Below are 14,464 nucleotides of genomic sequence, written 5' to 3'. Positions count from 1 at the left end.
CAGGGAAGACGGGAGGAACCGCAGCGACACAGGCCGCTGCGGTGGCAGAGAACAAGGGGGAATTATTGACGGCGCTGGCGCAGGCTCATTAGCAGCGCGCCGAATCCAAACAGGACAGTGAGCGCCCACAGCGGCCAGTTTCCGGTTCGGGCGTATGGCGTCAGGCCGGAAGTGGGCGTCACTTTGGTCGTCAAGACGGCGCGGGTAAACTGGGGGAGCATATCCTGAATTTCGCCGCGCGGGCCGATGACCGCGGTAATGCCGTTATTTGTGCTGCGCAACAGCGGGCGGGCCAGCTCCAGCGCGCGCATCCGCGCCATCTGGAAGTGCTGCCACGGGCCGATAGATTTCCCGAACCAGGCATCGTTGGAGATGGTCAACAGAAAATCAGTATCCGGGCGGAAGTTATCCCGTACCTGCTCGCCAAGAATAATTTCATAGCAGATCGCCGCCGTCAGACGCAAATTGTGCGCCACCAACTGAGGCTGCAGGTAAGGCCCGCGGCTGAAGGAGGACATTGGCAGGTCAAAGAACGGGGCCAGCGGACGCAGAATAGATTCCAGCGGCACAAATTCGCCAAACGGCACCAGATGGTTCTTATTGTAGCGATCCTTTGAGTCGTAGCTGTAGGGGTTATCTTTACCCAGCGTGATGATGGTGTTGTAGGTATCGTAGCGATTGTGCTGATTCAGGCGCGAATCGACGATACCGGTGATCAGCGAACTGTTTTTCGCGCGCATCAGGTCGTCCATCATGCTCAGAAAACGCTGCTGATTGATTTCCAGATCGGGAATAGCGGATTCCGGCCAGATGATTAACTGTGATTTACCCATATGCGGCTGGGTGAGATCCAGATAGGTTTTCAGCGTATTGATTAACTGATCCGGATCCCATTTCATCGCCTGTGGAATATCGCCCTGTACCAGCGAAACTTCGGTTGCCCGTGCCGGCAGCAACTGATACCACTGAATGTAGCGCAGCGGGAAGGGCAGCGCGAACAGCACCGCGGCGGTAATCAGCGCTTTCACGTTACGCTGCACGATAGCCAGCGCCAGCAGGCCGCTGACCACCATCAGCAGGAAGCTAATTGCCTCGACGCCCATCACCGGGGCGAGACCTTTTAGCGGGCCGTCAATCTGGCTATAGCCAAACTGCAGCCACGGAAAACCGGTTAATACCCAGCCACGCAGGAATTCGCTAATTTGCCATACCACCGGCGCGGCGACAGCGACGCGTATCCAGCTGGTTTTCGGCCACAGGCGCGAAAGGATCCCGGCGAATAACCCGGTATAAAGTGAAAGATACGCGGCCAGCAGAACCACCAGGAAAACGTTGACCGGCCCCGGCATCCCGCCGAACTGCGCAATACTGACGTAGACCCAGTGAATACCGGAACCAAACAGCCCCAGTCCCCAGAAATAACCGATCCAGGCGCTTTGCAGCGGACGACGATTAAGGGTTAAACCTTGTAGGCCCATTAGCGAAATAATCGCCGCGGGCCAGACGTCATAAGGTGAAAAAGCCAGCGTTCCGCTGGCTCCGAATAACAGCGCCAGCAACAGACGTATGCGCTGGCGTTCAAGAAGAGAGGCAAATACCATTTAGGTTAATCGTCCCGGTGGTTTAGTCTTCCAGTTTCGGCTGTGGCGCATCATCAGGAAGCTTTACATGTACCTGAATAATACGTCGACTGTCAGCCATTGCGACCTTGAATTGGTAACCATCAATGTCGATAGATTCGCCGCGGGCGGGCAGATGACCAAACGCCTGCATCACGAGGCCGCCGATGGTATCAACTTCTTCATCGCTAAAGTGGGTGCCGTAGGCTTCGTTGAAGTCTTCGATGGAGGCCAGCGCCCGCACCGTCCAGGTATGGCGGCTCAACTGACGAAAATCGATATCTTCTTCTTCGTCGTATTCGTCTTCTATTTCGCCGACGATCAGCTCAAGGATGTCTTCAATGGTTACCAGGCCTGAGACGCCGCCGAACTCATCGATAACGATAGCCATATGATAACGCTGGGAGCGGAACTCTTTCAGCATGCGGTCAACCCGCTTGCTTTCAGGCACGACAACCGCCGGACGCAACACTTTTTCCATGCTGAAGGCTTCGGCATCGCTGCGCATAAACGGCAGCAGATCTTTGGCCATCAAAATCCCTTCAATGTGATCTTTATCTTCGCTGATCACCGGGAAACGCGAGTGCGCGGATTCGATGATCACATCGAGGCATTCGTCAAGCGTCTGATTGCGTTTCAGGGTGATCATCTGTGAGCGGGGGATCATAATATCGCGGACGCGCTGGTCGGCAATGTCCATTACCCCTTCGAGCATATCGCGCGTATCTTCGTCGATAAGATCGTTTTGCCCGGAATCACGGATCAGCGCCAGCAGTTCATCACGATTCTTGGGTTCACCGTGAAAAAGCTGGCTGAGTAAGAGGGAGAAAAATCCCTTTTTGCTGTTTACTGTGTCGCTACTGTGTGAATTGTCGTCGCTCATGGCGTCGTATGGGTTCTCATGTTAGTTAAATCGTCGCTCGTCACGCGTATACTCAGCGCCCGGCATAGCGGCCAGTCGCCGGCAAAGCCGGCGGCAGGTTATTCCTTCTCGGCAATGTACGGATCCTCATAGCCCAGAGCAAGCATTATCTCTGTTTCGAGGGATTCCATCTCTTCTGCTTCTTCGTCAACAATGTGGTCATAGCCCAAAAGGTGCAGGCTACCGTGGACAACCATATGCGCCCAGTGGGCCTCCAGCGGTTTGCCTTGCTCTTTTGCTTCCTGTTCGACGACCTGACGGCAGATAACCAGATCGCCAAGCAGCGGCATTTCAATGCCGGGGGGCGCTTCAAACGGGAAAGAGAGCACATTCGTCGGTTTATCCTTCCCACGATAAGTCAGGTTCAGCTCATGGCTTTCCGCTTCGTCAACCAGGCGAATCGTGACTTCCGATTCTTCCTGGAACTGCGGGATGACGGCATCAACCCAGCGTTGAAACTGAGCTTCATCCGGCATTCCGCTGTTATCTTCGCAAGCCAGCTGTAAATCGAGAATGACCTGACTCATTTTTGCTCCTGTTGCTGGGCTTCGCGTTTGCGCTCGGCGGCCAGTTCTGCTTTGCGTTTTTGGTCTGCTTCTTCCCATGCTTCATAGGCGTTAACGATACGGGCGACAACCGGGTGGCGCACCACATCTTCGCTATGGAAGAAGTTGAAGCTAATTTCATCGACCTCCGCCAGCACTTCAATCGCGTGGCGCAGGCCGGATTTGGTGCTACGCGGCAGGTCAATCTGGGTGATATCGCCGGTAATGACCGCTTTAGAGTTAAAGCCGATACGGGTCAGGAACATTTTCATCTGTTCGATGGTGGTGTTCTGGCTCTCATCAAGGATGATAAACGCATCGTTCAGCGTACGACCGCGCATATAGGCCAGCGGCGCAACCTCAATAACATTGCGCTCAATAAGCTTTTCGACCTTCTCAAAACCGAGCATCTCGAACAGCGCATCGTACAGCGGCCGCAGGTACGGGTCGACTTTCTGGCTCAGATCGCCTGGCAGGAAGCCCAGCTTCTCTCCCGCTTCCACCGCCGGGCGGGTCAGCAGAATACGGCGAATTTCCTGACGCTCCAGAGCATCCACCGCCGCGGCGACCGCCAGATAGGTTTTCCCGGTTCCGGCAGGGCCGACGCCGAAGGTAATATCGTGATCAAGAATATTGGCGATGTACTGTGCCTGATTCGGCGTACGTGGCTTGATGACGCCGCGCCGGGTTTTGATATTGATGGCCTTACCGTAGTCCGGTACGCTTTCGGCGCTCTGTTCCAGCACGCGGGCTTCTTTGATCGCCAGATGGATCTGTTCCGGTTCAATATCCTGAATCTCGCCGCGCATCGGGGCGGTATCGACGTACAGACTACGCAGAATATCGGCGGCGGCATTAACGCATATTGCACGCCCGGTCAGTTTAAAGCGATTATCGCGGCGATTGATCTCGATACCCAGTCGCCGTTCGAGCTGTTTGATGTTGTCGTCAAACGGGCCGCACAGCCCCAACAGGCGTGCGTTATCCGCGGGTTCCAGGGTAATTTCACGGGTTTCTATGTTCAAACTGTTCCTCTTATACGCGTTTGCCGGGCGGCAAAATTCACCGGGCAGTAAGGAAATTATTCACGTCATCGGAATAGGGTGCAAGCATCGCTGTAGATATTGGGGCCCGGAGAGGAAATACAAGGCCCACCGGCGCGGTGGACCTGAACGGGTTAAGGCTGATAGAAACCGACGCCAGTCTCGTTTTCTTTACGGGTACGGGCAATCACTGATTCCGGTGTTTCCGCGATGCGTAACCCCATTTCGTCTTCGGTACGCACCACTTTGCCGCGCAGGGAGTTGGTCCAGACGTCGGTAATTTCCACATCGACAAACTTGCCGATCATTTGCGGCGAGCCTTCAAAGTTCACCACGCGGTTATTTTCGGTACGGCCGGAAAGCTCCATAATGCTTTTGCGGGAGGTTCCTTCCACCAGAATACGCTGCACGGTGCCGAGCATACGGCGGCTCCAGGCCGTCGCCTGCTGGTTGATACGCTCCTGCAGGATATACAGGCGCTGCTTTTTATCTTCTTCCGGCACGTCATCAACCATATCCGCCGCCGGGGTGCCCGGACGCGCGGAAAAGATAAAGCTGTAGCTCATATCGAAATTGACATCGGCAATCAGCTTCATGGTTTTTTCAAAATCATCGGTGGTTTCGCCAGGGAAGCCGACAATGAAATCAGAGCTAATCTGAATATCCGGGCGCGCCGCGCGCAGTTTGCGGATAATCGCTTTATATTCCAGAGCGGTATGGGTGCGGCCCATCAGATTCAACACCCGGTCAGAACCGCTCTGTACTGGCAGATGCAGGAAGCTGACCAGTTCGGGCGTATCGCGATAAACCTCAATGATATCATCGGTGAACTCGATCGGATGGCTGGTGGTAAAGCGAATGCGGTCGATACCGTCAATGGCGGCGACCAGGCGCAGCAGATCGGCGAAGCTACCGGTGGTGCCATCGTAGTTTTCCCCGCGCCATGCGTTGACGTTCTGCCCGAGCAGGTTGACTTCACGTACGCCCTGGGCCGCCAGTTGGGCGATTTCAAACAGGATATCGTCGCTCGGGCGGCTGACTTCCTCACCGCGGGTGTAAGGCACGACACAGTAGGTGCAGTACTTGTTGCAGCCTTCCATGATAGACACAAACGCAGAAGGACCTTCAGCGCGTGGTTCCGGCAGGCGATCGAATTTCTCGATTTCCGGGAAACTGATATCGACGACCGGGCTGCGGTTACCGCGAACGGAGTTGATCATTTCCGGAAGGCGATGCAGGGTTTGCGGGCCAAAAATGATATCGACGTAATGGGCGCGCTGGCGAATGTGGTCGCCTTCCTGCGAGGCCACGCAGCCACCGACGCCGATGATCAGATCGGGATTTTTCTCTTTCAGCAGCTTCCAGCGTCCTAGCTGATGGAACACTTTTTCCTGAGCCTTCTCACGGATTGAGCAGGTGTTGAGCAGCAGCACATCTGCCTCTTCCGCCACTTCAGTGAGTTGATACCCGTGCGTGGCATCCAGCAGATCGGCCATCTTTGATGAATCGTATTCGTTCATCTGACAGCCCCAGGTTTTAATATGGAGTTTTTTGGTCATCGACTTGCTCATGCTTAATTAGGTATACCCAATGTCATTTTCTTCACCGGACGTTACGCTGCAATGTGAAGCGTGACGGGTATAAAGCCAGGATTGCAGGGCGCGTATTGTAATGCTTTGACCGCGCCCTGACCAGTACGACCGTAATCACCACAAGGCGAATAAAAATCCGGTAAACTCAGGTGATTCGAATTTAAGGATAATAGCCATGACAATTCATGCAACAGATGTCGTTATCGTCGGCGGTGGAATGGTTGGCGGCGCCCTGGCGCTTGGGCTGGCGCAGCACGGTTTTACGGTAACGGTGATTGAAAAAAATGCGCCGCCTGTTTTTGACGCGTCTTCGACGCCTGACATACGTATTTCAGCAATCAGCGCGGCATCGGTGGGATTGCTGAAAAGCCTGGGCGTCTGGGATGCGGTACAGGGGATGCGCGCGCATGCGTATCGTCAACTGGAGACCTGGGAGTGGGAAAGCGCGCATGTCGTTTTTAATGCCAGCGAACTGAAGCTGCCTGAACTGGGCTATATGGTGGAAAATAATGTCCTGCAGGGCGCTTTGTGGCAGGCGCTGGCGGCGCATAATCAAGTCTCTCTGCTGGTGGGGGTGTCACTGCAGGAGATGCAGCGTGGGGAGACGCAGGCATCGTTAACGCTAACCGACGGCAGCCAGCATGAAGCACGGCTGGTGATTGGGGCTGATGGCGCTAATTCACAGGTACGGCAACTGGCGGGTATCGGCGTTCATGCATGGCAGTATCAACAGGCCTGCATGTTGATTAGCGTACAGTGCGCGGACGCCCCCGGCGATAGCACCTGGCAGCAGTTTACCCCTGAAGGACCGCGCGCGTTTTTACCGCTGTTTGACCATTGGGCTTCACTGGTATGGTACGACACGCCTGCCAGAGTTCGCCAGTTACAGGGAATGAGCATGGTCCAGTTACAGCAAGAGATTACCCGCCACTTTCCGTCACGGCTGGGAGAGGTGACGCCGCTAAGCGCGGGCGCATTCCCGTTGATCCGCCGCCATGCGTTGCAATATGTGAAGCCGGGGCTGGCGCTGGTCGGTGATGCGGCGCATACCATTCACCCGCTGGCTGGGCAGGGGGTGAATCTGGGCTATCGGGATGCTGACGCCTTGCTGGGTATTTTGAGCAGCGCGCGAGCGCACGGTGAAGAGTGGGCCAGCCTGCCGGTGCTTAAGCGTTACCAGACGCGACGCAGAGCGGATAATTTTCTTATGCAGTCAGGAATGGATCTGTTTTACGCTGGATTTAGCAACGATCTGCCGCCGGTGCGCATGTTGCGCAATATTGGCCTGATGGCGGCTGAGCGCGCTGGCGAACTGAAACGGCAGGCCCTGAAATACGCATTGGGATTGTAACCGTGACTTTCCCGGTTGATGAAATATCAGGTCGGGTTACAGAAGAGGGGATACCGGTTATCTTTCAGATCGCGGACGGATTCGCGACTGTTTTCTGGTGTATTCCTGGGGCGGGGCTTTGCGGGCCAGAGCAGAACCGGTTTAAACTTCTCTGACGTGTTAAATGACAGAAAGCAAAAAGCTCGCCTGAGCGAGCTTTTTGCTTTCTGTTGGCTGGGGTACGAGGATTCGAACCTCGGAATGCCGGAATCAGAATCCGGTGCCTTACCGCTTGGCGATACCCCAATTGTCTGTTGGTGAATATTTCCCCGCATTTACTTCGGCGATTCAGCCAACGACGCGCTTATGTATAAAGCGACTTTTAAAATTGGCTGGGGTACGAGGATTCGAACCTCGGAATGCCGGAATCAGAATCCGGTGCCTTACCGCTTGGCGATACCCCAACAATTTTTCTGGATTTATCGAAGCTAATCAATAATTCCTTTATATGGTGGCTACGACGGGATTTGAACCTGTGACCCCATCATTATGAGTGATGTGCTCTAACCAGCTGAGCTACGTAGCCAGATTTTACTGCTTTACTTCGATGGCTGGGGTACCTGGATTCGAACCAGGGAATGCCGGTATCAAAAACCGGTGCCTTACCGCTTGGCGATACCCCAATATCGTCGCGGTTAACCGCAAACATCAAAGGAATGTGGCTGGGGTACCTGGATTCGAACCAGGGAATGCCGGTATCAAAAACCGGTGCCTTACCGCTTGGCGATACCCCAATAACCATCTTTTACTTACAACGCCAACGAGTAAATGGTGCGGGAGGCGAGACTTGAACTCGCACACCTTGCGGCGCCAGAACCTAAATCTGGTGCGTCTACCAATTTCGCCACTCCCGCAAAAAAGATGGTGGCTACGACGGGATTTGAACCTGTGACCCCATCATTATGAGTGATGTGCTCTAACCAGCTGAGCTACGTAGCCATCTTTTTTTGCGCTACCTTATCGGCGTTGCGGGGCGCATTATGCGTATTGAGCCCTGAAGCGTCAACCCCTTTTTCATCGAAAATGGATTGAATGTAACTGTTTGGTTAGGTTGCGAACAGCGTGGCGCAATAATCAGCAATTATTGGTTATTTATCGTTTTTAATGGCTTGAATAAGGCACAAAAATAAAAACGGACCCCGAAGAGCCCGTTTGAAAAAACGCCTTAATCAGTAGGCAGACTGGTGTACGCCTACAGCGCGTCCCGATGGATCGTTCATTTTTTTGAATGATTCATCCCATTCGATGGCTTTCGCGGAAGAACAGGCAACTGACGGACCGCCAGGTACGCATTCCGCAGCGCTGGGAACCGGGAACAGTTCTTCGAAGATCTCGCGGTACAGATACGCTTCTTTAGACGATGGCGTGTTGTACGGGAAGCGGAAGCTCGCCGTTTCCAGCTGTTGATCGGAGATCTGTTGTGCGGCAACGTCTTTTAACGTATCGATCCAGCTGTAACCTACCCCATCAGAGAACTGCTCTTTCTGGCGCCAGGCGACGCTTGCTGGCAGGTAAGATTCGAAACATTCACGCAGGATATGTTTTTCCATTTTACCGTTGCCGCACATTTTATCCTGCGGGTTGATACGCATTGCCACATCAAGGAATTTCTTATCCAGGAACGGCACGCGTGCTTCCACGCCCCATGCGGACATCGCTTTGTTGGCACGCGCGCAGTCAAACATGTGCAGCGCCTGCAGCTTGCGCACGGTCTCTTCGTGCAGCTCTTTGGCGTTTGGCGCTTTATGGAAATAGAGGTAACCGCCAAACACTTCGTCAGAACCTTCTCCGGACAGCACCATTTTGATGCCCATCGCTTTGATTTTCCTCGACATCAAATACATCGGCGTAGACGCGCGAATGGTGGTGACATCGTAGGTTTCGATGTGATAAATAACATCGCGAATCGCGTCCAGGCCTTCCTGTACCGTAAAGTGGATTTCGTGATGCACGGTACCTAAATGGTTAGCGACTTCTTGCGCCGCTTTCAGATCGGGCGCACCTTCCAGGCCCACGGCGAAGGAGTGTAGCTGAGGCCACCAGGCTTCTGATTTTTCCTGATCTTCGACGCGGCGCGCGGCAAATTTTTTGGTGATGGCGGAAATAATCGATGAATCCAGGCCGCCGGACAACAGAACCCCGTATGGAACATCGGACATCAGGTGGCTTTTCACCGACTCTTCCAGCGCCTGACGCAGTTCGTTTTTGTCGGTGACGTTGTCTTTAACCGCATCATACTCGAACCAGTCGCGCTGATAATACTGGCGGATCTCGCCGTCTTTGCTCCACAGGTAGCTGCCCGCCGGGAACTCTTTAATGGTGCGGCATACCGGAACCAGCGCCTTCATTTCTGAAGCAACGTAGAAGTTGCCGTGTTCGTCATGCCCCATATACAGTGGGATAATTCCGATGTGGTCACGGCCAATCAGATAAGCATCTTTTTCGCTATCGTAGAGAGCGAAGGCAAACATTCCTTGCAGATCGTCCAGAAACTCCGGGCCTTTCTCCTGGTACAGCGCCAGGATCACTTCGCAGTCGGAACCGGTCTGGAAAGCGTAGCGGTCACCATATTCCGCGCGCAGTGCCTGGTGGTTGTAGATTTCACCGTTGACGGCGAGGGCGTGAGTTTTTTGCGCGTTATACAGCGGCTGCGCGCCGGCGTTCACGTCGACGATAGAGAGGCGTTCATGCGCCAGAATCGCTTTATCACAAGCATAGATGCCGGACCAGTCCGGACCACGGTGGCGCATCAGACGGGAAAGTTCCAGCGCCTTTTTACGCAGCTCGCCCGCATCAGTTTTAATATCCAGTACGCCAAAAATCGAACACATAGCCTTCTCCGTTACCCTGTCTTGTTTGATGTTGTGCTGGCTTCATTTTGCCGCGAAGCCTCAATGCATGCTTAAGAAAATGCCGCAAAGGGACTGAGGGCGCAAGGGTTTTACGGCCGAAAAAGAAAATAATGCAATGGTGATTATTGAATAGTAAAAAAAGAGTATATTTTGAGCGCTTTCATTGAGGAATGTTCAATGCTGGTGCATTTTTTTTAGATGAAATGCTGTCAGGAAGACCAGAAAAATAAGAAACCACGTCCGGGGACGTGGTTTTGCTCAGAAAATATCAATTTCTGCAACGGAGGGATAAATCCACGACGGTCGGAACGGCATGCCGTCGATATCATCGAGCGTGGCGACGCCGGAAAGAACCAGAATGGTTTCCAGCCCGGCCTGGAAGCCTGCCAGAATATCCGTGCGCAGATTATCGCCGACGATGACGGTTTGCTCAGAATGCGCCTGCATTTTATTGAGTGCGGAACGGATGATCCACGGACTTGGTTTACCGACGTAGAATGGTTTACGGCCAGAGATTTTCTCAATACCAGCGCATAAGGCACCGCAGGCCGGATAATAGCCGCGACCGTGAGTATCCGGGTTAGTAGCGATAAAACGCGCGCCGTTGGCGACAAAAAAAGCCGCCTTATGCATCATCTCCCAGTTAAAAGAGCGGGTTTCACCGACGATAACAAAATCAGGGTTGACGTCAGTGATAGTAAACCCGGCTTTGTACAGTTCGTGAATCAGTGCGCCTTCGCCAACGACGTAGGCTTTCTTACCTTCCTGGCGGCGCAGGAAATCCGCGGTGGCCATTGCGGAGGTATAAAAGGCGGTATCGGGTACATCTATTCCCGCAGTCGCAAAGCGGTTCGCCAGATCCTGGCCGGTTTGTGAAGGGTAGTTGGTCAGCATCACCAGCGGCATCTCTTTTTCGAGAATACGCTTGATGAACTCAGCGGCGCCCGGCACAGCCACATTGTCGTGCATCAGCACGCCGTCGATATCACAAATTATATTTTGAATGGTCATGGGCAGTCCGACATCTTTAAAGAAAGGCGAAACTATAAAGCGGCTTTAGCTTTCCAGCAAATGCTGAAGCAGGATCCCATTGAGCATGGCACGCTTCACCAGCGCAAAAGCACCGATTGCCGAACGATGATCGAGGGTGGACCGTACCACAGGCAGATTTTTACGGAATGCCTTCAGCACCTGGGTATTAATGCAGGCTTCAATCGCTGGCAGCAGCACTTTTTCCGCTTCAACAATTTCCCCGGCAATCACCACTTTTTGCGGATTAAACAGGTTAATAGCAATGGCGATGGTTTTGCCAAGATGGCGGCCGACATGCCCGATGACCTCGCAGGCCAGCGCATCGCCCTTGTTTGCCGCTTTGCAGATAGCTTTTATCGTGCAGTCATTGAGGGTGAGCTTGCTTTGATACCCCTGCTCCAGCAGGTGGCGAACGCGGTGTTCTATGGCGGCATTAGCGGCGATGGTTTCCAGACAGCCAAAGTTGCCGCAGTGGCAGCGTTCGCCTAAAGGGTCTACCTGGATATGGCCAATTTCGCCGACATTGCCATTGCGGCCAATAAAAATTCGCCCGTTGGAGATGATACCGGCACCGGTCCCGCGGTGTACACGTACCAGAATCGAGTCTGCACAGTCGTGGCTCGCGCCAAAATAGTGTTCCGCCAGCGCGAGGCTACGGATATCGTGACCCACAAAGCAGGTCACTTTAAACCGTTTTTCCAGCGCGTCCACCAGCCCCCAGTTTTCAACCTGAATGTGCGGCATATAGCGAATCACGCCGCTTTCTGGATCGACAAGGCCAGGAAGGATAACCGAGATGGCGATCAGCTCACGGATTTTGCGCTGGCAGCGTTCCATAAAGTCGGCAATGATATTGAGCAGCGCATGCTCCAGCGTTTCCTGGGTTCTTTCCGGCAGGGGATAATGTTCTTCTTCGAGGGTTTTACTGCTTAAATCGTACAGCGTCAGGGTTGCGTCATAGCGGCCAAGACGTACGCCGATGGCGTGGAAGTTACGGGTTTCGGCAACAATGGAAATGGCGCGTCGGCCCCCGGTGGAGGCCTGCTGATCGACTTCTTTGATCAGGCCGCGTTCAATAAGTTGACGCGTAATTTTGGTTACGCTGGCAGGGGCAAGCTGGCTTTGTTCCGCGACCTGTATACGCGAAATCGGGCCATGTTGATCGATGAGCCGATAGACGGCTGCGCTGTTTAGCTGTTTTACCAGATCGACATTACCAATTTGAGCTTGTCCGCCAGCTGTCATACTTTTATTTACTCAGTGACGACCTCGTTACCATTAACGATGGTCTTAGTGATTTTATAATCGCGGGTGAATGCAGTCAGGTTTGCGACCATCCCCGGCGCAATACAGCCCAACTGTTTACCTACGCCAATTGCGCGGGCAGGGTAGAGGGTTGCCATACGCAACGCTTCGTCCAGCGCGATGCCGCAATGTTCTACGAGGTTATGAACCCCTTCAATCATGGTCAACGACGATCCGCTAAGGGTACCGTTCTCATCAACACACAATCCGTTCCGGTAGTATATTGTTTTACCGGCAAAAATGAACTGCTCAATATTGGCACCTGCAGGGGCCGTTGCGTCGGTAACGAGACACAGTTTGTCGCCTTTCAGGCGTTTAGCGAGGCGGATATTAGCGTAATCAACATGTAAACCGTCGGCAATGATACCGCAGTAGACATCCGGTTCGTCGAAAATCGCCCCCGTGAGTCCTGGCTCCCGGCCGGTAATATAGGGCATTGCGTTAAACAGATGAGTAGCGAAAGTGATGCCGGCGCGGAAACCGACTTTCGCTTCTTTCAGCGTTGCGTTGGAATGACCTGCGGAGACAATGATACCGGCAGCCACCAGTTTGCGGATCACTTCCGGCTCGACGCACTCTGGTGCGAGCGTAATTTTGGTAATCACATCTGCGTTGTCACAAAGGAAATCGACCAGCGCGGCATCCGGTTTGCGCACGAACTTCGGATTATGCGTGCCTTTTTTGACTATATTCAGCCATGGACCTTCGAGATGCAGACCGAGCGCCTGGTTGGGATGCTTTTGCCGGTACTCGCGCATAACGCGCACGCCCTGTTTCATGAGATCATCGCTGGTGGTAATCAGCGTCGGTAAATAGCTGGTGCAGCCAGAACGTTGATTCGCCTTCTGCATAATTTCCAGCGTATCAACGGTGACTGCATCTGGCGTGTCATTGAACTGTACACCGCCACAGCCGTTAAGCTGAACATCAATAAAGCCGGGGGCAAGAATGGCGCCATCAACCGGGCGCGGTTCAACGCCTGCCGGCAGTTCAGCCTGCGGACAGAGACGTTCGATAAGGCCATTAGCGATAACAATCGCATGGTCATCCAGAATTTCATGACCGGTGTAAATCCGGCCCTGGGTTAATGCATACATTACGACCCCCGGTTGTCAAAAATGGTTGTCCCGCGGGGGCAACCGCGGAACGAAACTGCCTTACAAACCTTTGATGTTTTCAGCTTCCAGCTCTTTGAAATATTTCAGCGTTTTAACTTTTAACTCCATAGTAGACGGTTCATCGCAGACCATTACCGCTTTCGGATGCAACTGTAGACAGGTAATGGTCCACATGTGGTTAACGTTGCCTTCGACCGCCGCCTGCAGCGCCAGTGATTTCTGCTGCCCAAGTACCAGAATCATCACTTCTTCCGCATCAAGTAATGTCCCTACGCCAACGGTGAGCGCGTATTTAGGCACCTGGTTTACATCACCGTCGAAGAAGCGAGAGTTCGCTACGCGGGTTTCATGGGTCAGGGTTTTTATACGGGTGCGTGAAGCCAGAGAAGACGCCGGTTCATTAAAGGCGATGTGACCATCGTTACCCACGCCGCCCATAAACAGATTAATTTTGCCATAGGCGCGGATTTTTTCTTCATAGAGGCGACATTCTGCATCAATATCTGGTGCGTTACCATTCAACAGGTTAATGTTTTCCGCCGGAATATCAACGTGGTCAAAAAAGTTGCGGTGCATAAAACTATGATAGCTTTCCGGATGCTCTTTCGGCAGGCCAACGTATTCATCCATGTTGAATGTGACAACATGCTTAAAGCTGACCAGGCCTGCTTTGTGCATTTCAACCAATGCTTTGTAGGCGGTCAGAGGCGTGCCGCCGGTAGGCAGACCCAGAACAAAGGGGCGGTCCGCCGTGGGTTTGAACGCATTGATACGGTTAACGATGTGGCGGGCAGCCCATTTACCTACTTGTTCAGCTGTTACCAGGGGGATCAGTCTCATTGTTCACCTCTATAGTTAAATTAGAACCTGGCGAGTTGGCGTCAGCGCACCAGTATGAGTATTGCAGCAACGCCGTCGATCAGGAGGAATTGGTGTTGATTTTTTTAATCATAAAATAAGTTTTCGTTATTAGCCAGTATGAGGCGAAAGATAATACGATATATGGTGATTGATATCACAAAAAATACGCGTTTAATTTGCGATAC

The 14,464-nt window shown here is 53.2% G+C and carries 11 protein-coding genes and 7 tRNA genes; 1 reads left to right on the top strand and 17 read right to left on the bottom strand.

Annotation, left to right across the window (positions count from 1 at the left end; translation table 11 throughout):
• Window positions 1-62 precede the first annotated feature (62 nt).
• The 5 genes from lnt to miaB form a co-directional block, all read right to left on the bottom strand.
• Window positions 63-1,601, bottom strand: a complete 1,539-nt coding sequence (gene lnt, locus ABK821_RS07250) for an apolipoprotein N-acyltransferase (protein ID WP_343177912.1) — start codon at window positions 1,599-1,601, stop codon at window positions 63-65.
• A gap of 22 nt (window positions 1,602-1,623) precedes the next feature.
• Entirely contained in the window at window positions 1,624-2,502 is an 879-nt protein-coding gene (corC, locus tag ABK821_RS07245; protein ID WP_004130445.1) for a CNNM family magnesium/cobalt transport protein CorC, read from the bottom strand.
• A gap of 98 nt (window positions 2,503-2,600) precedes the next feature.
• Window positions 2,601-3,068 carry an rRNA maturation RNase YbeY gene (ybeY, locus tag ABK821_RS07240; protein ID WP_138360694.1) on the bottom strand — a complete coding sequence of 156 codons (468 nt, stop codon included), beginning with the start codon at window positions 3,066-3,068 and terminating at the stop codon, window positions 2,601-2,603.
• Window positions 3,065-4,111, bottom strand: a complete 1,047-nt coding sequence (locus ABK821_RS07235; protein ID WP_138360693.1) for a PhoH family protein — start codon at window positions 4,109-4,111, stop codon at window positions 3,065-3,067. The genes ybeY and ABK821_RS07235 overlap by 4 nt, the downstream gene beginning before the upstream one ends.
• A gap of 152 nt (window positions 4,112-4,263) precedes the next feature.
• Window positions 4,264-5,688, bottom strand: a complete 1,425-nt coding sequence (miaB, locus tag ABK821_RS07230) for a tRNA (N6-isopentenyl adenosine(37)-C2)-methylthiotransferase MiaB (RefSeq protein WP_138360692.1) — start codon at window positions 5,686-5,688, stop codon at window positions 4,264-4,266.
• A 208-nt stretch (window positions 5,689-5,896) separates the two neighbouring features.
• On the opposite strand from miaB, the gene ubiF reads away from it, so the two are divergent.
• On the top strand, window positions 5,897-7,072 hold the full coding sequence (gene ubiF, locus ABK821_RS07225) for a 3-demethoxyubiquinol 3-hydroxylase (RefSeq protein WP_343177910.1): 1,176 nt from the start codon (window positions 5,897-5,899) through the stop codon (window positions 7,070-7,072).
• A 210-nt stretch (window positions 7,073-7,282) separates the two neighbouring features.
• Here the strand turns inward: ubiF and ABK821_RS07220 are convergent.
• The 12 genes from ABK821_RS07220 to nagB all read right to left on the bottom strand — a co-directional run bounded on the left by ABK821_RS07220 (window position 7,283) and on the right by nagB (window position 14,258).
• Window positions 7,283-7,357: transfer RNA gene (locus tag ABK821_RS07220), tRNA-Gln, on the bottom strand.
• An 83-nt stretch (window positions 7,358-7,440) separates the two neighbouring features.
• Window positions 7,441-7,515 (bottom strand) — tRNA-Gln (locus ABK821_RS07215).
• Window positions 7,516-7,560: 45 nt separating this feature from the next.
• A tRNA-Met gene (locus ABK821_RS07210) sits at window positions 7,561-7,637 on the bottom strand.
• Between the two features lie 22 nt (window positions 7,638-7,659).
• Window positions 7,660-7,734, bottom strand: a tRNA-Gln gene (locus ABK821_RS07205).
• A gap of 36 nt (window positions 7,735-7,770) precedes the next feature.
• A tRNA-Gln gene (locus ABK821_RS07200) sits at window positions 7,771-7,845 on the bottom strand.
• A gap of 35 nt (window positions 7,846-7,880) precedes the next feature.
• Window positions 7,881-7,965, bottom strand: a tRNA-Leu gene (locus ABK821_RS07195).
• Window positions 7,966-7,973: 8 nt separating this feature from the next.
• Window positions 7,974-8,050, bottom strand: a tRNA-Met gene (locus tag ABK821_RS07190).
• A gap of 230 nt (window positions 8,051-8,280) precedes the next feature.
• A complete protein-coding gene (gene asnB, locus ABK821_RS07185) occupies window positions 8,281-9,942 on the bottom strand; it encodes an asparagine synthase B (protein WP_138360690.1) in 1,662 nt (553 codons plus the stop codon).
• Window positions 9,943-10,221: 279 nt separating this feature from the next.
• Window positions 10,222-10,974 carry an HAD-IIA family hydrolase gene (locus ABK821_RS07180; protein ID WP_138360689.1) on the bottom strand — a complete coding sequence of 251 codons (753 nt, stop codon included), beginning with the start codon at window positions 10,972-10,974 and terminating at the stop codon, window positions 10,222-10,224.
• A gap of 45 nt (window positions 10,975-11,019) precedes the next feature.
• Window positions 11,020-12,240: an N-acetylglucosamine repressor gene (locus tag ABK821_RS07175; RefSeq protein WP_138360688.1), complete on the bottom strand. Its 1,221-nt coding sequence runs from the start codon at window positions 12,238-12,240 to the stop codon at window positions 11,020-11,022.
• A gap of 8 nt (window positions 12,241-12,248) precedes the next feature.
• Window positions 12,249-13,397, bottom strand: a complete 1,149-nt coding sequence (gene nagA / locus ABK821_RS07170) for an N-acetylglucosamine-6-phosphate deacetylase (protein WP_308560908.1) — start codon at window positions 13,395-13,397, stop codon at window positions 12,249-12,251.
• Between the two features lie 60 nt (window positions 13,398-13,457).
• Window positions 13,458-14,258 carry a glucosamine-6-phosphate deaminase gene (nagB, locus tag ABK821_RS07165; RefSeq protein WP_138360686.1) on the bottom strand — a complete coding sequence of 267 codons (801 nt, stop codon included), beginning with the start codon at window positions 14,256-14,258 and terminating at the stop codon, window positions 13,458-13,460.
• Window positions 14,259-14,464 lie beyond the last annotated feature (206 nt).

The organism is Klebsiella sp. KE9456 (assembly GCF_043832615.1).
GTDB classification, from domain to species: Bacteria; Pseudomonadota; Gammaproteobacteria; order Enterobacterales; family Enterobacteriaceae; genus Klebsiella; species Klebsiella indica.
This window is presented reverse-complemented; position numbering and strand designations above follow the sequence as displayed.

What these genes read in the sequence shown, in the direction of transcription:
- ABK821_RS07180 (WP_138360689.1), bottom strand. Translation starts at nt 10,974, where the DNA reads ATGACCATTCAAAATATAATTTGTGATATCGACGGCGTGCTGATGCAC.
- ybeY (WP_138360694.1), bottom strand. Translation starts at nt 3,068, where the DNA reads ATGAGTCAGGTCATTCTCGATTTACAGCTGGCTTGCGAAGATAACAGC.
- asnB (WP_138360690.1), bottom strand. Translation starts at nt 9,942, where the DNA reads ATGTGTTCGATTTTTGGCGTACTGGATATTAAAACTGATGCGGGCGAG.
- ABK821_RS07175 (WP_138360688.1), bottom strand. Translation starts at nt 12,240, where the DNA reads ATGACAGCTGGCGGACAAGCTCAAATTGGTAATGTCGATCTGGTAAAA.
- corC (WP_004130445.1), bottom strand. Translation starts at nt 2,502, where the DNA reads ATGAGCGACGACAATTCACACAGTAGCGACACAGTAAACAGCAAAAAG.
- nagB (WP_138360686.1), bottom strand. Translation starts at nt 14,258, where the DNA reads ATGAGACTGATCCCCCTGGTAACAGCTGAACAAGTAGGTAAATGGGCT.
- miaB (WP_138360692.1), bottom strand. Translation starts at nt 5,688, where the DNA reads ATGACCAAAAAACTCCATATTAAAACCTGGGGCTGTCAGATGAACGAA.
- ubiF (WP_343177910.1), top strand. Translation starts at nt 5,897, where the DNA reads ATGACAATTCATGCAACAGATGTCGTTATCGTCGGCGGTGGAATGGTT.
- lnt (WP_343177912.1), bottom strand. Translation starts at nt 1,601, where the DNA reads ATGGTATTTGCCTCTCTTCTTGAACGCCAGCGCATACGTCTGTTGCTG.
- nagA (WP_308560908.1), bottom strand. Translation starts at nt 13,397, where the DNA reads ATGTATGCATTAACCCAGGGCCGGATTTACACCGGTCATGAAATTCTG.